The sequence below is a fragment of the Dactylosporangium sp. NPDC051484 genome, assembly GCF_040689395.1.
Lineage (GTDB): Bacteria > Actinomycetota > Actinomycetes > Mycobacteriales > Micromonosporaceae > Dactylosporangium.
Genome location: NZ_JBFAZX010000017.1, coordinates 1 through 19,407, shown reverse-complemented (window position 1 = coordinate 19,407; position 19,407 = coordinate 1). Strand labels below are relative to the sequence as shown.

Here is a 19,407-nt window from a genome sequence, read left to right as displayed (position 1 = left end):
CACTCGCTCCTCGCGGGCTCAGCTCGTCTTGGCCTTCTCCTCGCGCAGCGCCTTGTCCACGGCCTCCCGCACCCGGGCCTCCTCGCGCTGCTTGCCCCGGGAACGGGCGCGGCGCAGCAGCAGGAAGGCGCCGACGGCGAGCGCGATCACCGCGACGGCGACCAGCAGCCACGTCCACGGCACGGCCCAGGCGTGCGCCTCGGCCCGGACCGCCGGGAGCGAGGTGATGGAGCCGGACGCGTCGGCGAGCCGGGGCGTGAGCGTCGCGGTCACGGTGAGCCGGCCCGTGCGGGCCACGCCCTTGACCGTCGTGGTCACCTTCCACGTCTCCCCGGGCAGCAGATCCGGCGGCGCCGCGATCTTGCCCGCGTCGGTGCGCGCCCAGCCGAACGGGCCCGCGATCGACACCACCTGGTCGGCCGAGAGGATGGCATTGCCGGTGTTGCGGATCGTGTAGCTGACGACCGCGTCACCGTCGTACGACACGCTCAGGTCCTCGATCGCGAGGCCCGGCTTGAGGTCGCCGCCCACCCGCAGCTTGACCCGGATGCCGAGGCGCCGCTCCACGTTGATGCCCTGCGTCGTGTCGGGCTGGGTCAGGGAGGTGACGATGCCGCCGGCGTAGTCGCCGGGCGTGGCGTTGCCCGCGACGCTGACCGTGAAGGGGATCTCGGCGCTCTGCCCGGGCTCCAGCGCGACGGTGCCGCCATCGGCGTGCAGCCAGGCGCCGATACCGACGGACTTCTTGTCCTTGGTGAGCAGGTCGAGCTGGCCCGTCTCGGTCGTATAGCCGTCGCTGGCGTACACCGTGAGGTTGACCGGGGCCTTGCCGCGGTTGGCGACGACCATGGCGTCCTTGACCTCGCCGCCGGGGTTGACGGCGTAGCTGAAACTCGACCGGTCGGCGCCGTAGCTGTTCGAGGCCGTCCGTACGGTCCAGGCCACATCACCGTCCGCGGCCAGCGAGGGTCCGGCGCCCGGGCCGGCGACGGCGAAGGCGGCGAGCAGCGCCACGACGGCGGTGCGGACGATGTTCTTCCGGTGCTGCATCTGGGGTCCTCGGGGGGGTGGGGCGGACTTCGAGGGGACACTTCGAGGGGACATGGAACACCGGCGGGGAGGGCCCGAAGGCCCTGCCCGCCGGGTGGAACGGATCCGGTCAGCTGCTCAGCGCGGTGATCGTGAGCGTGGCGCGGTAGTTGCCCTTCTCGACGCTGGCCGGGATCTTCAGGTCGAGCTCGGCCCCCAGCTGGGCGTTGCCCCGCGGGTGACCCTGGTCGGCCCAGCCGAGCCCGCGCGAGACGGACAGGCCCTGGCCCTGGTCGTCGTACGCGGACAGGACCGGCGAGCTGGCCTTCGCGCCGGCGCCGGGGTTGAGCACCCGCGGCACCCAGCCGAGGTAGGCGCCCGAGAACGTCTTGCCGGCATCCCGGAAGTCGCTCACGCTGGCCGAGATCGACCACGGGGCCAGCGAGCGGCGGCTGTCCGACACGGTGATCGGGTTCAGGTTGCCGGTCGCGTCGAAGTAGTCGCCGTTGTGCTCCTGGGCGGTGCCCAGGTTCACCAGGCCGTTGTAGCCGTCGATCGTCCAGCCGAACTCACCGGGGGCGGCATTGGGCACGTTGACCTGCAGCTGCTGGCCGTCGGCGTTGTACGGGTGCACCGTCACCTTGTCGGTGATCGAGCCGACCGGCTGGCCCGCCGGGGTGTTGCTGCAGCTGAGGCCGCGCTCGACCGCCGCGTTCGGCGCCGCGCAAGTGCCGCTGCGGACGTTCTCCACGACGAGCCGGTCGTTGCGGACCTGGACCTTCACGTAGGAGCGGACGTGCTCCTGGTTCTGGGCCGAGTTGTACCAGTAGCTGCCCGGGTTGAGCGGGTCGGCACCGTTGCCGGCGCCGCTCGTGCCGCTCTTGTCCGGCGCGGTGATGTCGTAGTACTTCGAGCCCGAAGCCGAGTTCGCCGTCACGTAGATGACGCCGCCCGGGCCGGGGTACACGTCGGCGGCCCCGGGCTGCTCGGCCGGGTTCGCCTTCGCGCCGTTCTTGATCTCGTAGCTGCGGGAGTAGCTGTGGTCGTGGCCCTGCAGGACGAGGTCGACGCCGAGGTTGGAGAAGGCGTTCGCGAAGTCGACCCGACGCACCTTGGCGTCCCCGTCCTTGGCGTGGGAGGCCGGCGAGTAGATCGCGTGGTGGAAGACGAGCACCTTCCACTTGGCCTCGGCGCCGTGCTGGTTGATGACGTCGGTGACGTACGCGACGTGCGCCGCGTCACCGCCGCCACCCTGGGACGTGGCGTAGCTGTTGCTGTTCAGGTCGATGAACAGCACATCCTTGTAGATGAACCAGTAGTTACCGCCCGACGTGTTCGACGCCGGGTTCCCGTTGGCGTACAGCGGGGCCGAACGGTCGGTGTTGGGGGTGAACAGGTGCTGCTCGTAGGCCTTGCCGCCGACGTCGTGGTTGCCGATCGTCGCCGCCCACGGGTACTGGCGCAGCTTGTCGGGGGCGAGGAACGCGGTCCACTGGGCCTCGGTGTTGGCCGTCTCGACCTGGTCACCACCCGACACCAACAGCTCGGCGTTCGGGTTGGCCGCGAGCGAGACGTCGAGGGTTTCCTTCCAGCCGGCCTGGTCCTTGGCCACGTCGCCGGACGAGCCGATCTGCGGGTCGCCGTAGAACAGGAAGTCGTAGTCGCCCTCGTAGTCCTGCGTCTTGAAGGCATAGGTCGGCGACCAGTTGCCCTCGGTACCGACCCGGTAGGAGTACGCGGTGTGCTCCAGCAGGCCGGTGAGCGTCGTGTGACGGTTGTAACCGCCGCTGGTGGCGATGTTCGCCCCGCCGACGGCCGCGAAGGTGGCCGCCGACGCCGGGAACTCGCCATTGACGAGCGACGCGGTCGGGGCGAGCTGGACCTTCTGCGCGGTGTCGGCCGAGGAGTACCAGGTCACGATGCGCTGGGCCTCGTTGGCGCCGACGCCGAGGATGATGCCCGTGAGCGCGGCCGGGTCCTCGGCGGCGGCGGGGGAACCCACGCCACTGCCGAGGGCCACTGCCAGGCCCACGAGCGCCGCGGTGGCCCCTGCGGCCACACGACGGGTACCTAACTTCATCAATTTCTTCCCTTGTCCGAAGGGGGTACGGATAGAGGCGAGATCAACATTTCGCCGGTCCATGACGCCGGCATGAACGCGATCTTGCGGCCAGTTGCACGCCTTCGGGACTTAGAACCCGAACAGCCGCTGCACGAACCAGATCAGCCCCATGACGGACACCCCCGCGGCGATCACGCCCGTCGCCCACAGGCCGGCCCGCGGCGAGCGGCGGCGCAGCACGATCAGCAGCGGGAAGGCGACGGCGATGATCCCCAGCTGCACGACCTCGATGCCGACGTTGAACACCAGCAGGGACCACAGCAGGGTCCACGACCACGCCTCGTCGATGCCCAGCGCGCCCGCGAAGCCGAGGCCGTGCACGAGCCCGAAGCAGAACACGACGCCGAGACGGATCCACCCCGACCGGTCCAGCCCGTCGTCGCGCAGATCGCTCGCGTGCCCGCCGTGGCGCCGGATCCGCCACAGGTGCCAACCGGCCACCACGGCGATCGACAGCGCGATGACCGGCTCCACGATCCGCGCGGGCACGTCGACCAGGCCCAGCGCGGCGAGCATGAACGTCACCGAGTGCGCCAGGGTGAAGCTCGTGGCCGCCAGCACGATCTCGCGCAGCCGCCGCGATCCGGCGATCAGCGCGAGCAGGAACAGGACGTGGTCGATGCCGGTCACCAGGTGCTCGGCGCCGAGGCTGAAGAACTCCCAGAACCGCTCGTACCACGCCTGGCCGGTCGAGAACGACGGGCGCCCCGCGTCCAGCGCGGCGCTGCCCGAGCGGCCGTCGATGTCGTACGTGACGATCGTCTTGACGCCCTTGACGTAGCCCTCGGCGTCGGCGAACAGCCCGGTGCGCACCTCGTGCGCTTCGCCGCCGGGACACGACCAGTCCAGCAGCAGGCTCGCGTACGGCACGTCCTCCCGCCGGCCCATGGTGAAGTCGCCCATCCGCGCCGGCGTGCAGGCCCGGCCGCCCGCGGTGACCGCGAAGCGCCCGGTGACGTAGCGCGCCGCCGCATCCGCGTGGGCGTTGAGCGCCGCGGCCTGCCCGGCGGTGTCCTGCGCCTCGAAGGCGGCGTTGCCCGCCCGGAACAGCGCATCCTCGCGCTCGAGGTCCGCGGCGGAGACGACGAGGAGGTCGTACTCGAGCTCCAGCGCCGTCCGGACGTGGCCCTGCTCACCGGCGGTGACGTGGACGTACACCGTGGAGGAAAATCCGTGCGCGAACGCCGGGCCGGGGCTCAGCACGGCGATCACCGCCGCGACGATCGCGGCGGTGGTGACGAGGACGCGTTGCGACATGCTGCTCCTTCGGTTGGCCAGAGCACGTTGCACGCCGTGAGTGAACGCGAGCCGCCCCGCCGACGAACCGCTCAAGAACAACTTCTCGCAGCGGTACCCCCGGGCCCGGCCCAGGCCGGAAGATGCATCCCGTCACCCTGGACACGACGATCGGAGAGGACGATCGCCTTGCGCCCCACGCTTCGGGCCGTCGCCGTACTCGCTTTGGCCACCGCACTCGTGACCGGCTGCGGCTCCAGCGGGGACGACTGGTCCCGGCCACGCCCCGCGCCCACCGCCGTCGGGGCGCTCGGCCCGGGGTTCATCGACCCGTCCGCCTCGCCGTCCCCGGAGTCGACCATCACGCCCCGGCCCGGCTCCTGGGACGGGGTGCACCCGTCGAAGGGCTACCGCGTGGTGCTGCTGACCGCGGGCGACGACGCCCCGACCAGGGCCCTCGTGACGGCGGTGCGGGACTGGGCCACCGCCGAGCGCGTCGACCTGCGGACCGTGGTCGCCGACCACAACGACCTCGTCGCCGGCATCGTCCGGGCCATGGACATGCACCCGGACCTCGTCGTCAGCGCCGGCAACGACCTCATCGACCCGCTCACCGTGGTCAGCGCGAATCACCTGTCGCAGCAGTTCCTCGTCGTGGGCGCGGAGCTGGCCGAGCCCACGCACAACGTGACCGCGGTCGACTGGTCCGGCGCCTCGTTCCGCGGCGAGGGCCTGGGCATGTCCTCGACGTACGACGCCGCCTCGTTCACCGCCGAGCGCTGCTCCGCCGCCATCCGCGCCGGCGCCGCCGCCGTGCTCACCGGCTGGACCGGAATCGTGGTCTGGCTAGACTGAGCTTCCACCACATCAACAGCGAATACCGATTTTGGCAGGCCACTGTGCGCGAATGGATTGCCGCGGCGGCCGTAGTGCTGCTGAGTGGATGTGCGGGTCCGGCAAGCGCCGACGATGCCGTTGGGGTCGCCCCGTATCAGGTGTCATCCGTGCCGTTCGACAGCCTCAAGGACTTCGTGACCCAGCGGCCGATCATCGCGACGGGCAAGGTGGTCGCGGTGAACGAGTCCGCCTACGAGGTGCCGGTCGATCCCGAGGGCGAAGGAAACATCGCCGGGGAAGGGCCAGAGATCTACGGGACCGTCTCCTTCAACGTTGACAGCGTCATCAAAGGCGACGTCAAGCCGGGCGGCACGCTGACGATCGTCTACATGAGCGGCAAGTGGAACAAGGCGGACAAGAAGGGTGGCCGCGTCGCGTACACCCACGAGAAAATGGCGAACGTGCAAAAGGCCGACTCGAAACTCAAGAGCCCGGCCGAGCTCGACAACACTACGTTCGCGATCTTCGCGGCGCCCAAGCCGGCAAGCTTGCCGGTGAAGGCCGCTGACCTCTACGTCGCTGGGATCGCCACGGTCGGCAGCGCCGGGCAGCTCGTGTTCGCGGGCGAACCGCCGTTCGTGTCCAAGACGACGGCAGCGGTGAAGCTCGACGACGTCAAGGCCGCAGTCGCCTGAGCCGACGGGCTGCCACGGCGACCCCCGACTGCCAGTACTGGCAGGATGTCGCTGTGAGTAACCCCGACCTTGTCTTGGTGCTGCGCTACCGCAAGGCCGTCACCTACGGCTTCCACGTGCTGCTCGGCGCTCTCGAAGAACACGAGACCGCGACCTCGTACGAGGTGGTCTTCGCCGAGACGCCCGAGGCGACGATCACCGAGATCGAGGCGGGGCTGAACCGCGCCAAGCGGGTGCTGGTGCTCTGGTCGTTTTACTCCCCCGACGCCGAGGCACTCGCCGCCGAACTGACCACCATCAAGGCCGCCGCGCCCGGCGCGCTCCACATCGCGGGCGGCGTGCACGCCACCGCGGAACCGGTACAGACGCTGGACGCCGGCTGGGACGTCGCGGCCATCGGCGAGGGCGAGACCACGCTGCTCAAGCTGGTCGACGCCGGCGGCGACCCGACCGGCGTGACGGGCCTGGCGTACCGCGACGCCGCCGGCCAGGTGGTCAAGACCGGGCGGCCGGAGCGCCTCCCCCTCGACACGTTCCGCGGGTTCTCACTGCGGTGGCACCGGTTCAACGCGCTCGAGATCACCCGAGGATGTGCGTTCTCGTGCAGGTTCTGCCAAACCCCCTTCATGTTCTCGGCACGGTTCCGGCACCGCAGCGTGGAGAACGTCCGCTGGCACGTCGACCAGATGCGCGAGCACGGCCTGCGGGACGTCCGGTTCATCACGCCGACGGCGCTGTCGTACGGCAGCCAGGACGAGTCGCCGAACCTGGCCGCCGTCGAGGAACTGCTCGCGACGTGCAAAGAGGGCATCGGCCCGAATGGACGGGTCTTCTTCGGCTCGTTCCCCAGCGAGATCCGCCCCGAGCACGTCAGCCGCGAGGCGCTGCGGCTGGTCAAGAAGTACTGCTCGAACAACAACATCATCGTCGGCGCCCAGTCCGGCTCCGACCGAGTCCTCGACGCGGCGAAGCGCGGCCACGGCGTCGAGGAGGTCAAGCGCGCCGCCCGGCTCGGCGTCGAGGAGGGCTTCCGGATCAACGTCGACATGATCTTCGGCATGCCCGGCGAGGACCAGGACGACGTCAACGCCTCCCTCAGCCTCGCCCGCGAGCTTGCTGAGCTCGGCGCCCGCATCCACGCCCACACCTTCATGCCGCTGCCCGGCACCCCATGGCGCGACGCGCCACCCGGCGACGTCGACCCTGAGACGATCCGCGCGGTAGACCGCCTGTCCCAGCAGGGTGCGCTATACGGGCATTGGCAGCGCCAACGCGAACACGCCGCACGACTCGCCGCCGCCGCGGAAGCCTACCCGCGGCCTGGGCGAAGCAAGACGTTGTTGCCGATCCGTCCAGCTTCAGAAAACGGGTAGGTGAAAGGTCCGGACACTCGCGTCGCCGCTGACCGCGTGACCGCCACACTTGGAGTCGATTCGGCCGCACTGGAACAATGGGTTCGCGGGAATCTGCGCGAGGATCTCTCCAGAATGCCATTCCTCGGCTACTTTGTGGATGTTCGTAGACGGACACGGTCGTGGCGGACGACCAATTCACCGCAGGCAGCGCGACGACCTATGACCTCGATGCGAGCGGTCTCGTGACCCACCGAGCGGGTCGCCCGCGGATCACTGCCTGACGAGCCCCACCCCGGCTGTCCGGCGGAGCTCCTGAAGCGCGGGACGCGAAGCCAAAGCGGGCAGGTTCGATCCCCGACGACCGGGTAACCGACAGCTCGTGTACCGCGGATCGAACGCGGGTGGCCGGCCCCAGGGCAAAAGCGACGGGGAGGGGTTGCATTGACGGCGTACCACAAAGATAAGGGTTGGAAAGATTCAAGCCGAATGACGTTTCGGTTGTGTTAAACGCGGGAGTGGTTTGACTCTCATCGCGCGAAGTCGTTCGAGAAGTTCATTGGTCGGTAACATGCTTCGCGCCGCCAGGGTCGTCGGGCCACCCAGCAAGTTCTGCGACGAGGAGCGAAACACCATGCCGTTCAAGGCTGAATACATCTGGGTCGACGGCACCAAGCCGACCGCGAAGCTGCGTTCCAAGACGAAGATCGTCGAGGACGGCGCGGAGCTTCCGATCTGGGGCTTCGACGGCTCGAGCACGAACCAGGCGCCCGGCGACAAGTCCGACTGTGTGCTACGTCCGGTGTTCTCCTGTCCGGACCCGATCCGCGGCGGCGACAACGTGCTGGTGATGTGCGAGGTCGAGCTGATCAGCGGCGCGCCGCACCCGACCAACACCCGTCGCGCGTGCGCCGAGGCGGCGGAGAAGTTCGCCGACCAGGAGGCGATCTTCGGCATCGAGCAGGAGTACACGTTCTTCAAGGACGGCCGCCCGTACGGCTTCCCGGTGGGGGGCGGCTACCCGGCCCCGCAGGGCGGCTACTACTGCGGTGTCGGCGCGGACGAGGTGTTCGGCCGTGACGTCGTCGAGAAGCACATGGACCTGTGCCTGCAGGCCGGCCTGCACCTGTCCGGCATCAACGCCGAGGTCATGCCGGGTCAGTGGGAGTTCCAGATCGGACCGGTCGCCGCGCCGCAGGTGGCTGACGAGCTGTGGGTGGCCCGCTGGCTGCTCTACCGCATCGCCGAAGACTACGGCGTGTCGGCGACGCTGGACCCGAAGCCGGTGAAGGGCGACTGGAACGGCGCGGGCGCGCACACCAACTTCTCGACGAACGCGATGCGTGACAACTACGACGCGATCATCACGGCGTGTGACTCGCTGGGCAAGGACGGCAAGGTCGCCGAGCACATCGCGGGTTACGGCGCGGGCATCGAGCACCGCCTGACCGGCATGCACGAGACCGCCCCGTGGAGCGAGTACAGCTACGGCGTGTCCAACCGTGGCGCGTCGGTGCGCATCCCGTGGCAGGTCGAGCGCGACGGTAAGGGCTACATCGAGGACCGCCGGCCGAACGCGAACTGCGACCCGTACGTCGTCACCCGCCTGCTGATCAACACCTGCTGCTCGGCGCTGGCGAAGGCCTGACGTTCCCGCATCGACGAGTCGTACGCGCAGGGGCCGGCCAAGCGGTCCCTGCGCGTCGTGCGGTGGTTCAGGCGCGGGCGAAGACCAGCGCCGCGTTGTGCCCGCCGAACCCGAAGGAGTTGTTCAGCGCCGCCGGGATGTCGAGGTGGCGCGCCTTGTGCGCGGCCACGTCCAGGTCGAGCTCGTCGTCCGGGTCGTCGAGGTTGATGGTCGGCGGCACCACGCCGTGGTAGACGGCGAGGATCGTCGCGATCGACTCCACCGCGCCGGCCGCGCCGAGCAGGTGCCCGGTCATCGACTTGGTCGAGGTGAGCACGGGGTGGTCGCCGAGCGCCCGGTGCAGGGCCTTGATCTCGGCCAGGTCGCCGACCGGGGTGGAGGTGGCGTGGGCGTTGACGTGCACCACGTCGGCCTTCGCGATGTCCGCGTCGCGCAGCGCGAACGCGATGGCCCGCACCGCGCCGTCGCCCTCGGGGTGCGGCTGGACGATGTCGTACCCGTCGGAGCTGAGACCGGCGCCGGCGAGGCGGGCGTAGATGCGCGCGCCGCGGGCCCGGGCGTGCTCGGCCCGCTCCAGGACGATGACACCGGCGCCCTCACCGAGGACGAAGCCGTCGCGGCCCTTGTCCCACGGGCGGGAGGCGCGCTCCGGATCGTCGTTGCGCACCGACATGGCGCGCATCGAGGCGAAGCCGGCGATGGGCAGCGGGTGGATCACGGCCTCGGTGCCGCCGGCGACGACGACGTCGGCGCGGCCGAGCCGGATCAGGTCGAGCCCGTGCGCGATCGCCTCGGCGCCGGTGGCGCACGCGCTCGCGACGCAGTGCACGCCGGCTCGCGCGCCCAGCTCCAGGCCGACCCAGGCGGCGGGCCCGTTGGGCATCAGCATCGGCACGGTGTGCGGTGAGACCTTGCGCGGTCCGCTGGCCTCCAGGATGTCGTCCTGGTTGAGCAGGGTCTGAGCACCGCCGATGCCGGTGCCCACGCTGACGGCGAGCCGGTCCTTGTCCACCTCCGGCGAGCCGGCGTCGGCCCAGGCCTCGCGGGCGGCGAGGATCGCGGTCATCTCGCTGCGGTCCAGCCGGCGGGCCTGCACCCGGTCGATCTGCTCGGTGGGCTCGACGGCGAGCTGCGCGGCGATCCGCACGGTGAGCTGCGCGGCCCAGTCCTGCAGCAGCGGCGACACCCCCGACTTGCCGGCGAGCATGGCGTCCCAGGTGGACGGGGCATCCGGGCCGAGCGGGGTGGTGGCCCCGATGCCGGTGACGACGACCTCAACACTCACTGCACAACTCTCCTTACAGCGGACCTAACGACGGGGCCCTGGGCAAGGTCCCGGGGTGACCGCGCCCTGCCCAGGACCCCGGCGGCGGATTTCAGGCCTGCGACTTCTCGATGTACGAGACGGCGTCGCCGACGGTCTTGAGGTTGGGCACCTCGTCATCCGGGATCTTCACGCCGAACTTCTCCTCGGCCGCCACGACGACCTCGACCATGGACAGCGAGTCGACGTCCAGGTCGTCGGTGAACGACTTCTCCTCGGCGACGTCGGCGGGGTTGACTCCGGCGACCTCTTCGAGAATCTCGGCGAGACCTTCGGCGATCTCTTCACGGGTGGACATAGAGCTTTCCTTCCTAGGGTTGACGCGCTCGTCGATGAAGATGAACAGACCGCTACGGGCAGTGGATGACTTGGCCCGCGTACGTCAGGCCGCCGCCGAAGCCGAAGAGCAGCACCGGAGCGCCGGAGGGAACCTCGCGCCGCTCGATGGCCTTGGACAGGGCCAGCGGGATGCTCGCCGCCGACGTGTTGCCCGACTCGACGAGGTCCTTGAGGACTATCGCGTTGGGCAGGTCGAGGCGCTTGACGATCCCGTCGATGATACGGGTGTTGGCCTGGTGGGCAACGAACGCAGCGATGTCCTTGCCCTGCACGCCGGCCCGGTCGAGGGCGGCCTGGGCGTAGGGGGCGATGGCGGTCGTGGCCCAGCGGAACACCGCCTGGCCCTCCTGCTTGATGTACGGCCGCCAGCCCTCGATCTTGAGCACGTCGCCCCGCTCGGGGGCGGAGCCCCACACGACCGGGCCGACGCCGGGCCGCTCGCCCTCGGCGACCGCGGTCACCACGGCCGCGCCCGCGCCGTCGCCGAAAAGCACGGCGGTGGTGCGGTCGGTCCAGTCAAGGAGGTCGGAGAGCTTCTCGGCACCGATCACCAGCGCGTTGCGTGCCGCGCCGGCGCGGATCGCGTGGTCGGCGCCGGCCAGCGCGTAGCAGAAGCCGGAGCAGGCGGTGTTGAGGTCGTAAGCGGCCGGGGCGTTGATGCCGAGCCTGGCCGCGACCCGGGTGGCCACGTTGGGGCACCGGTCGATCGAGCTGCACGTGGCCACGATGACCATGTCGATGTCGGCCGCGGTGAGTCCGGAGGCCGCGAGCGCCTTGCCGGCTGCGGCGATCGACATGTCGGCCACCGACTCACTGCCGGCGACGCGCCGCTCGGCGATGCCGACCCGGTCACGGATCCACTCGTCATTGGTTTCGATGACCTTGGACAGGTCGTCATTGGTGACCACCTGGGACGGCTGATAGTGGCCGAACGCGAGGATCCTCGATCCTGCAGCCGGGGTCATAGCTGGCCTCCAATGCGGGCAAGCGGCTGGCCCGGGGCGACCGGGTCATCGTGGTGGGCGAGCCACTCGGTGAGCACGCCGGCGCGGTGCGCGGCGACCTCGACCGGGCCTTGCCGGGTCGCGACGGCCCCGATGACCTGGCCGCTGCTGATGTCGGCGCCCTCGGCGAGGTCCGCGGCGGGGGTGAACCTGCCGGCGGTGCCGGCCACCACGACGCTGAACTCCGGGTGCGGCTCATGGGTGGGCGCGACGCCGTGACGCGCGATCGCGTCGCGCGCCGCGGGCAGGTCGTCCGGGGTGTTGACCGTGACGATCTCGACGCCCTTGAACGTCCGCTTGGCCAGCCCGGCCAGCGTGCCGGCCGGGGCCAGCTCGACGATCGCGGTGACGCCGAGGTCGGCGAGGGTCTGCATGCACAGGTCCCAGCGCACCGGGGCGGTGACCTGGCGCACCAGGCGCAGCAGCAAGGTGGGTCCGTGGTCGACCGCGGTGCCGTCCAGGTTGGACAGCACGATCTTGCTCGGCCTCCCGGCGGTGATGCCGGCCGCGATCCGGCCCAGCGCCTGCTCGGCGGGGGCCATGTACGGCGTGTGGAACGCCCCGGCCACCTTCAGCGTGATGATCCGGGTCCGGGCCGGCGGTGCGGCGGCGAGCTTCTCGAGGCCGCTCAGCGCCCCGGCGGCGACGAGCTGGCCGGCGCCGTTGCGGTTGGCCGGGTAGAGCCCCGCGCCGTCGATCGCGGCGAGCACCTCGTCGGGGTCGCCGCCGAGCACGGCGCTCATGCCGGTCGGCTCGAGCGCGCAGGCGTCGGCCATCTCGCGGCCCCGCACCCCGGCGAGGGTGACCGCGGCCTCGGCGCTGAGCACGCCGGCGAGGGCCGACGCGGCCAGCTCGCCGACGCTGTGGCCGGTGACGACTGCGGCGTCGTGCATCGGCAGCTGCTCGGCGGTCAGCAGCGCGGCCGCCACGAGCAGCGGCTGGGTCTTCGCGGTGTCCTTGATCTCCTCGGCGTCGGCCTCCGTGCCCAGGTGCACGAGATCAACCCCGGACAGGGCCGACCACCAGCGCAGACGCGCCTCGGCACCGGGCAGCGCGAGCCACGGCGTCAGGAAACCAGGCTTCTGAGAGCCTTGGCCTGGAGCGAGTACAGCGAGCACGGCTATGACTTTTCCGGATCCCCAAGAGTCGCGCGGGTAGCGCTACACACCAAAGTGAACCACCTCGTTTGTAGGAAGCCTACAAAAGATCGCGTGGTGTCGCGCCAACAGATCCGCAGTGTTACCCACTGCACTCCGTTGTTCACCTGCGATGCGATCCCGGTCACCAAGGTGGCGCAAGCAGAATAAGGGACAAATGAGGGGCAGGCGCCAGGAAATGGCAATCAGGGCGGGGGGATCGGCCCGGGGGACGGCGCGAACGGATCCAGCCTGCCGATCGTGAGCGCGATCCGCAGCGCGAACGCGTCCCGCGGCACCAGCGGCGTGAATCCGGTCACTTCGCCGATGCGCCGCAGCCGGTACCGCACCGTGTTCGGATGCACGAACAGCCCCCGGGCCGCGCTCTCCAGCACCCCGCCGCCCGCGAAGAACGCGTCGAGCGTCTCCAGCAGCTCCCCACCGGCCCGCACCAGCGCGCCGTAGACCTCGTGCCGCAGGATCCGCCGCGCGTCGGCGTCGCCCGCGAGGGCCCGCTCGGGCAGCAGGTCGGCGGCGGCGACCGGGCGTGGCGCGGCCAGCCAGGCGGGCGCGGCCCGGTAGCCGGCCAGGGCCGCGCGGGCGGACTCGGTCGCCTCGTCCAGCGACGGTACCGCCGGCCCGACCACGACCGGACCGTCGCCGAAGCCGACCAGCAGCCGCTCGGTGGCGGCCATCGGGTCCGCCGCCCCGCCCAGGACCACCACCAGGCGGTCGCCGTGCACGCCGCCGAGGATCTCCACGCCGATGCGCCGGGCCGCGCGGTACACCGTGTGCAGCACCGCCGCGGCCTCCCCACCCGGCGAGCGGCCCACCGCCACCGCGACCGGCGGGGCGTCGGCCCAGCCCAGCGCCGCCGCCCGGCTGGCCAGCTCGTCGGAGGAGTCGCCGCGCAGCAGCGCGTCGACCAGCAGGGCCTGCAGGCGGGCGTCCCAGGTGCCGCGGGTCTCGGCCGCCCGGGCGTAGACGCGCGCGGCGCCGAAGGCGACCTCCCGGCTGTAGTACAGCACCGCCCACCGCATGGCATTCTCCTGCCCGGGCGCGGCCAGGTGCGGCAGTTGCTCCTCGACGACCTCGATGGTGACCCGGATCAGCTGTACCGTCTGGGCGAGGTTGATCGAGCGGGCCAGCGCGCGCGGCGCGGCGTCGAAGAACTCGTCGGAGTTGTCCGGCGGCGCCGGGCCGTCCTTCTCGCGGTTGCGCAGCCACTCCACCAGCGAGCGCACGCCCGCCTGGGCGACCAGCATGACCCAGGCGCGCTGGTCGGCCGGCAGCTCACGGAACCAGGGCAGCGTCTCGTCCATGCGGGCGACGCTGGCCGTGGCCAGGGCGCCGGCGGCCCGCTCGATCGAGCGCACGCTCGCCTCCAGCGAGCCCGCAGAGGGCTCCGAGCCCTTGGCGCCCGCCAGGAGCTCCGGGAACCGGTCGAAGTCCGCCGCTGTCACACCTACAGCTTTTCATGGACTGCTCCTAGCCTGGCGCGCGCACAGTTCCTAGCCTGGCGCGCACTCCGCGCGGACGCTGCCGGGGGGTCCCACCCCGGAACCCCCCATGCCCGCTCCGCGGCCACTCCCGCAGCACGCTGCGCGGTTGCTGCGTCCGCGTTGCGGTGTTTGCCGGCGGTTCGCGCTTATCGGGCTGCCGCGAGCCAGAGGCGGCCGTAGACGCTCGCCGGCTTCGACGTCTCGCGCAGGCCGTTCGGGCCGTCGATCAGCCGCCGGCCCCATCGCGTCAGCCGGCCCGGGCGGTAGCCGGAGACCACGTCCAGGTAGGAGTACTGCGGGCTGTTGCCGCTCCACGACCAGCCGAGGTAGCCGAGGCCGTGCTCCTGGCAGTACGCCATGATGGCGTCCTCGTCCGGGTCGCCGTACTCGTGGATCTGCGAGAACTCCCCGACGACGATCGGCAGCCGCTGCGCGACGAACGTGTCCAGATAGCCGGAGACCTTGGCGGCGGTGTCGAACGGACCGTACATGTGCACGTCGAAGACCACGTTGCGGGCCGGGTCGGCGGCGAAGACCTCGGCCGCGTGGTCGTGCATCACCCGGAACGCGTCGTTGCCCCAGTTCGGCGCGTCGACCATGAGCGCGTGCGGGAGCCCGGCCGCGCGCAGCCGGACGATCGCCGCCTTCGTGTTGCCCACCCAGTCGGCGTCGACCGCGTGCCCGGACGGCTCGTTGGCGATGTTCAGCACCACGTACGCCTCCTGGTGGCGCAGCACGTCACCCAGGGTGAGCCAGTAGTCGACGGCCTGGGCGATGGTCGCGGCGCCGGGCTGGGTGCCGTATCCCATGGTGTCGTGCACGTCGAGCACACAGATCAGCCGGGCCGCCTTGCACCGCGCCACGATCGAGGCCACCTCGGCCGGCCGGGTCGCCGGCCACTCGCGCCCGCTGGACAGCGCCACCCGCACCGCGTTGGCCCCGCTGGCCTGGATGTCGTCGAAGACCGACGCCGGACCGTGGCCGAACGCGTACCCGTGGTTGACGCCCCGCAGCACCAGGGGCTCCCCGCCCGCCTCGACCAGCCGGCCGCCCGACACCTGGATGCCGTCGGTGCCGCCCGCCCGTGCCGGGGTGACGTACGCCGCACCGAGCAACGACAGCAGGAGCACGGGAAACGCCATTCTGACGACCACCCGCCTGACCACGGGTGAGGCGCTACCCACGCTCTTGCCATTCACCCGTCGTCCGAGGGTGATTCGGCCCTGAGGGGATCGACCACCCTTCCTGGCGCAAGGTAGCGTTGGCCCCACGCAGCGTGCGAAAAGGGAGAGCCGTGGAGTCCAAGGCAGCCGCGATCGCCGCCGAGCAGGAATACTTCGACCTCGCCCGCAAGCACCGCGAGCGACTTCGCGCCGAGCTGGGTGAGAACCCTGACGTCGCCACCAACGCCGGGACCGGCCGCTGGCTGTCGGGGTTTCGCCGCGGCCGCCGCGAGTCCCTCGCCCCGCCGGAGCAGGAGGTCGCGTTCGGCCGCGTCGACAGGGTCGACAAGGCCGTCAACCAGGCCGGCGATGAGCGCTACTACATCGGCCGCGAGACGATCCTCGACGACCAGCGCCAGGTCCTCGTCGTCAACTGGAAGACCCCGATCGGCGAGCTGTATTACCAGGCCTCGGCCGAGGACCCGCGTGGCCTGACCCGCAAGCGCACGTACAGCTGCGACGGCAACCGGATCGTCGACTTCGAGGACCTGCTCTTCGAGCGGCTCGCCGAGGCGATCGAGGCCCTCGACGGCCCCGACGCGGCCCTGCTCGGCGAGCTCGACCGCGAGCGCACCGGCGCCATGCGCGACATCGTCGCCACCATCCAGGCCGCCCAGCACCGGCTCATCCGCGCTCCGCTCGAGCAGCTGCTGATCATCGAGGGCGGTCCCGGCACCGGCAAGACCGCGGTCGCCCTGCACCGGGTGTCGTGGTTGCTGTTCAACCACAGCGAGCGGCTGCGCCCCCGCGACGTGCTCGTCGTCGGGCCGCACCCGGCGTTCACCCGCTACATCCGCACCGTGCTGCCGAGTCTCGGCGACGCCGACGTCGAGCAGGTCGACATCGACGCGCTCGGCCCGCCGGTGCAGCGCGGCCGGCAGGAGGACCAGGCCACCCGCCGGCTCAAGGGCGAGGCCCGGATGGCGGGGCTGCTCGCCCGCGCGCTCGAGGCCCGCATCGGCGCGCCCGAGGCCGCCGAGCGGATGCTCTTCGACGGCCGCTTCCTCACCCTGACCGGCCCCGAGGTCGCCGCCGAGGTGGCCGGCGCCCGGCAGGCCGGCGGCCCCTACGCGCTGCGCCGCCAGCGGCTGCGCGCCCGCCTCGCCGAGCTGGTGCGCGAGCGCGGCGGACCGATCGACGCCGAGCGGCTCCCCCCGGTGGAGCACCTCCTCGAGCGGCTGTGGCCGCTGCAGAGCGCCGCGGCGTTCCTGCGCGGCCTGTTCGGCTCGCGGGCCCGGCTAGCCGCCGCGGCCGCCGGCGAGCTCACCGACGAGGAGGTGGCGCTGCTGTACCGCCGGGGCGCCGACCGCCTCTCCGAGCAGGTCTGGAGCGACGCCGACGGGCCGCTGCTCGACGAGGTCGACGACCTGCTCAACGGGACCCCCGGGCGATACCGCCACATCGTCGTCGACGAGGCCCAGGACCTCTCGCCGATGCAGCTGCGCGCCATCGCCCGCCGCTCGGCCAACGGTTCCCTCACCGTCGTCGGCGACCTGGCCCAGTCCACCGGCGCGTGGGCCCGCGACCGCTGGGAGGAGGTCACCGACCACCTGCCGCAGACGCTCCCGCGGGTCGTGGAGCGGCTGCGGTTCGGCTACCGGGTGCCCCGGCAGGTGTACGAGCTCGCCGCCAGGCTGCTGCCGATCGCCGCCCCCGGCGTCGAGCCGATCCGGGTCGTGCGTGACGGCCCCGCCGGCCCCGGCATCCACGTCGTCGAGCCCGGAGAGCGGGCCGGCCGGGCCGCTCAGATCGCCCGCGACCATCTGGAGGCGCACCGCTTCGTCGGCATCGTCTGCCCCGCCGTGTGCCGGGCCGAGCTCGAGTTCGCCCTGCACGCCAACGACCTGCCGTGGGGCCGCGCCGATCAGGGTGAGCTGGACCGCGCCCTCAACCTGGTCTCGCCGCAGGAGGCGAAGGGCCTCGAGTTCGACGCGGTGATCGTGGTCGAGCCCGAGGAGATCGTCGCCGAGGACCCGCGCGGGCACCGGTTGCTGTTCGTCGCGCTGACCCGCACCATCCGGTACCTCGACATCGTCAGCAGCGGCGACACGCTCCCGCTGGAGTCACCGGGCGACGTGACGGACCGCATCCCGCGCCAGCGCACGATCGTCGAGCCCGACCCGGACCCGACGGTCGAGCTGTCCCTGCTCGACCGTCTGGCCGAGGACATGACCGCGATGATCACCGGCGGCGCCCCGCCGTCCATGTGGGACGAGGTCCTGCAGCGCACCGCGGCCCTGCTGGACGAGCGCTCCGGCCGCGAGCGCCCGAAGGGCCGCCACCACCGCGCTTAGGCGGTGACATCCGTTCACAGCGCGGGCCGTGCGGCGGCGTCTGAACGCCCCTCCAGTAGACATGACAGGAAGAAATTCACCATAACGGGGAGAGTCCCGGCGACAAGTGGCCGGGATGAATGTCATGCTGCACCGATGAGCGTCGTCTCCGTGATCAACTACAAGGGCGGCGTCGGCAAGACCACCGTGACCGCGAACCTCGGTGCAGAGCTCGCCGCCCGCGGCCGCAAGGTGCTGCTCATCGACCTGGACCCGCAGGCCAGCCTCACGTACTCGTTCTACCGGCCGGCCGACTTCACCGAGCAGCCGACGATCCGGTCCTGGTTCGAGGCGTTCGTCGTCACCCGCACCCCGGAGCCGCTGTTCCGGTACGTGCTGGCCCCGCACACGGTCAATGCGGTCGTGCAGCCGCTGGGCGGCCACCTGCACCTGATCGCCTCGCACCTGGGCCTGGTCGACGCCGACCTCGATCTGGCCGCGGGCCTCGGCGGCGCCCGGTTCCAGCGCAGCAGCCCGCGATACCTGCAGGTGTACCGCCTGCTCGCCGACGCCCTGACCGAGCAGCCGTTCAACGCCTACGACGTGGTGCTGATCGACTGCCCGCCGAACTTCAACCTGGTGACCCGCACCGCCCTGGTCGCGAGTGACCACGTGATCGTCCCCGCCCGCCCCGACTACCTGTCCACCCTGGGCATCGACCTGCTGCGCAACCGGCTGTCGCAGCTGGTGGAGGACTACAACTCGGTGGCCGAGCACCCGATCAACCCGGAGATCACCGGCGTGGTCTACACGATGGTGCAGTACACCCCGTCGGGCCCTCTGGCCAGCCAGCGCAGCTCGATCGAGGAGACCACGCGCATCGAGATGCCGGTGTTCGACCAGACGATCCGCGACAATAAGAGCGCGGTCACCGAGGCCGGCAACCGCTCCGTGCCAGCGGTGCTGGCACCGCCGGGCAGCGCCGCGATCGAGAACCTACGATACGAGTTGCAGCAGCTCACCAGCGAGTTCCTGGCACGCACGCGAACCTGAGGGAGAAGCCCCCGATGACCGACCCGGCCGACCTCGCCCACGAGGTGCTCCTGCGCGTGGCCGCGTTCGTGAAGACCCTCCCCGCCGACCAGCTGGCCGACCTGGCCTCCGGCGCCGCGAAGCTGGAGCTGGTGCCCAAGGGCGGCCGCTCAGCAAACCCGGCCCGCCCGGCGAAGGCCGCACCCGCCGCGCCGTCCCGCCCGGCGAGCGAGATCGAGGCGATGCTGGCCGGGCTCGGCACCCGGCAGGCCGCCGCGCAGTACCTCAACGACCTCAAACTGACGGTCGCCCAGCTCCGCGAGCTGGCCAAGGCGCTGAGCGTGGCCGCCCCGGCCAAGGCGACCAAGGCCGCCGTGATCACGGCCATCGTCGACGCCACCACCGGCCGCCGCCTGGACAGCCTCGCGCTCAGCGCCCGGTAGCGCGCCCGGCGAGCGTTGACCTGCCCGGGCCGCCGATCGCCCAGTTCGGCATCCACACCTTCTCGCCGGGTGTGTCCACTCGTCTGGAGCTGAGGTGGTCGCGAAGTTCGCGGAGCCCGGGATGCGGGTTGTCCTCGCGCCAGATCAGTGACATCGGGTAGATCGGTGCCGGGTCGCGCACCGGTATGCGCCGCAGGTCGTAGCTGTCGGGC

The 19,407-nt window shown here is 71.2% G+C and carries 16 protein-coding genes and 1 pseudogene; 7 read left to right on the top strand and 10 right to left on the bottom strand.

Features of this window, described 5'->3' with window-relative positions:
• Window positions 1-18: 18 nt before the first annotated feature.
• From AB0367_RS24800 to AB0367_RS24790, 3 genes are all read right to left on the bottom strand, one after another.
• Window positions 19-1,050, bottom strand: a complete 1,032-nt coding sequence (locus AB0367_RS24800; protein ID WP_366228794.1) for a DUF916 domain-containing protein — start codon at window positions 1,048-1,050, stop codon at window positions 19-21.
• 109 nt (window positions 1,051-1,159) lie between these two features.
• A complete protein-coding gene (locus tag AB0367_RS24795) occupies window positions 1,160-3,088 on the bottom strand; it encodes a fibronectin type III domain-containing protein (protein WP_366228793.1) in 1,929 nt (642 codons plus the stop codon).
• A gap of 132 nt (window positions 3,089-3,220) precedes the next feature.
• Entirely contained in the window at window positions 3,221-4,408 is a 1,188-nt protein-coding gene (locus AB0367_RS24790; protein ID WP_366228792.1) for a HupE/UreJ family protein, read from the bottom strand.
• A gap of 168 nt (window positions 4,409-4,576) precedes the next feature.
• Here AB0367_RS24790 and AB0367_RS24785 point away from each other — a divergent pair, with 168 nt between their 5' ends.
• The 4 genes from AB0367_RS24785 (at window position 4,577) to glnII (ending at window position 8,919) form a co-directional block, all read left to right on the top strand.
• Window positions 4,577-5,242 carry a hypothetical protein gene (locus AB0367_RS24785; RefSeq protein WP_366228790.1) on the top strand — a complete coding sequence of 222 codons (666 nt, stop codon included), beginning with the start codon at window positions 4,577-4,579 and terminating at the stop codon, window positions 5,240-5,242.
• A 149-nt stretch (window positions 5,243-5,391) separates the two neighbouring features.
• The gene (locus tag AB0367_RS24780; RefSeq protein WP_366228789.1) at window positions 5,392-5,919 is read left to right on the top strand and encodes a hypothetical protein; all 528 of its coding nucleotides are present in this window, start codon (window positions 5,392-5,394) and stop codon (window positions 5,917-5,919) included.
• 53 nt (window positions 5,920-5,972) lie between these two features.
• Window positions 5,973-7,292, top strand: coding sequence for a TIGR04013 family B12-binding domain/radical SAM domain-containing protein (locus tag AB0367_RS24775; RefSeq protein WP_366228788.1), 1,320 nt, complete (start codon window positions 5,973-5,975; stop codon window positions 7,290-7,292).
• Window positions 7,293-7,905: 613 nt separating this feature from the next.
• The gene (glnII, locus tag AB0367_RS24770; protein ID WP_366228787.1) at window positions 7,906-8,919 is read left to right on the top strand and encodes a glutamine synthetase; all 1,014 of its coding nucleotides are present in this window, start codon (window positions 7,906-7,908) and stop codon (window positions 8,917-8,919) included.
• Window positions 8,920-8,986: 67 nt separating this feature from the next.
• Here glnII and fabF read toward each other — a convergent pair whose 3' ends face one another.
• The 6 genes from fabF to AB0367_RS24740 all read right to left on the bottom strand — a co-directional run bounded on the left by fabF (window position 8,987) and on the right by AB0367_RS24740 (window position 15,366).
• Window positions 8,987-10,204: a beta-ketoacyl-ACP synthase II gene (gene fabF / locus AB0367_RS24765; RefSeq protein WP_366228786.1), complete on the bottom strand. Its 1,218-nt coding sequence runs from the start codon at window positions 10,202-10,204 to the stop codon at window positions 8,987-8,989.
• A gap of 91 nt (window positions 10,205-10,295) precedes the next feature.
• On the bottom strand, window positions 10,296-10,541 hold the full coding sequence (locus AB0367_RS24760; protein ID WP_350546927.1) for an acyl carrier protein: 246 nt from the start codon (window positions 10,539-10,541) through the stop codon (window positions 10,296-10,298).
• 52 nt (window positions 10,542-10,593) lie between these two features.
• On the bottom strand, window positions 10,594-11,547 hold the full coding sequence (locus tag AB0367_RS24755) for a beta-ketoacyl-ACP synthase III (protein ID WP_366228785.1): 954 nt from the start codon (window positions 11,545-11,547) through the stop codon (window positions 10,594-10,596).
• The gene (locus AB0367_RS24750; protein ID WP_366228784.1) at window positions 11,544-12,704 is read right to left on the bottom strand and encodes an acyltransferase domain-containing protein; all 1,161 of its coding nucleotides are present in this window, start codon (window positions 12,702-12,704) and stop codon (window positions 11,544-11,546) included. The genes AB0367_RS24755 and AB0367_RS24750 overlap by 4 nt, the downstream gene beginning before the upstream one ends.
• A 224-nt stretch (window positions 12,705-12,928) precedes the next feature.
• Entirely contained in the window at window positions 12,929-14,149 is a 1,221-nt protein-coding gene (locus AB0367_RS24745; RefSeq protein ID WP_366228900.1) for a helix-turn-helix domain-containing protein, read from the bottom strand.
• A gap of 221 nt (window positions 14,150-14,370) precedes the next feature.
• Window positions 14,371-15,366 carry a cellulase family glycosylhydrolase gene (locus AB0367_RS24740; RefSeq protein ID WP_366228783.1) on the bottom strand — a complete coding sequence of 332 codons (996 nt, stop codon included), beginning with the start codon at window positions 15,364-15,366 and terminating at the stop codon, window positions 14,371-14,373.
• A gap of 152 nt (window positions 15,367-15,518) precedes the next feature.
• On the opposite strand from AB0367_RS24740, the gene AB0367_RS24735 reads away from it, so the two are divergent.
• The 3 genes from AB0367_RS24735 (at window position 15,519) to AB0367_RS24725 (ending at window position 19,195) form a co-directional block, all read left to right on the top strand.
• Window positions 15,519-17,741, top strand: coding sequence for a UvrD-helicase domain-containing protein (locus tag AB0367_RS24735; protein ID WP_366228782.1), 2,223 nt, complete (start codon window positions 15,519-15,521; stop codon window positions 17,739-17,741).
• A gap of 135 nt (window positions 17,742-17,876) precedes the next feature.
• Complete coding sequence (locus AB0367_RS24730; RefSeq protein ID WP_366228781.1) at window positions 17,877-18,773, top strand: AAA family ATPase; 897 nt, start codon at window positions 17,877-17,879, stop codon at window positions 18,771-18,773.
• A gap of 14 nt (window positions 18,774-18,787) precedes the next feature.
• Window positions 18,788-19,195, top strand: coding sequence for a hypothetical protein (locus tag AB0367_RS24725; protein WP_366228780.1), 408 nt, complete (start codon window positions 18,788-18,790; stop codon window positions 19,193-19,195).
• Here the strand turns inward: AB0367_RS24725 and AB0367_RS24720 are convergent.
• Window positions 19,182-19,407, bottom strand: a pseudogene (locus tag AB0367_RS24720) (hypothetical protein); the annotation flags it as partial. The gene AB0367_RS24725 and the pseudogene AB0367_RS24720 sit on opposite strands and share 14 nt — an antisense overlap.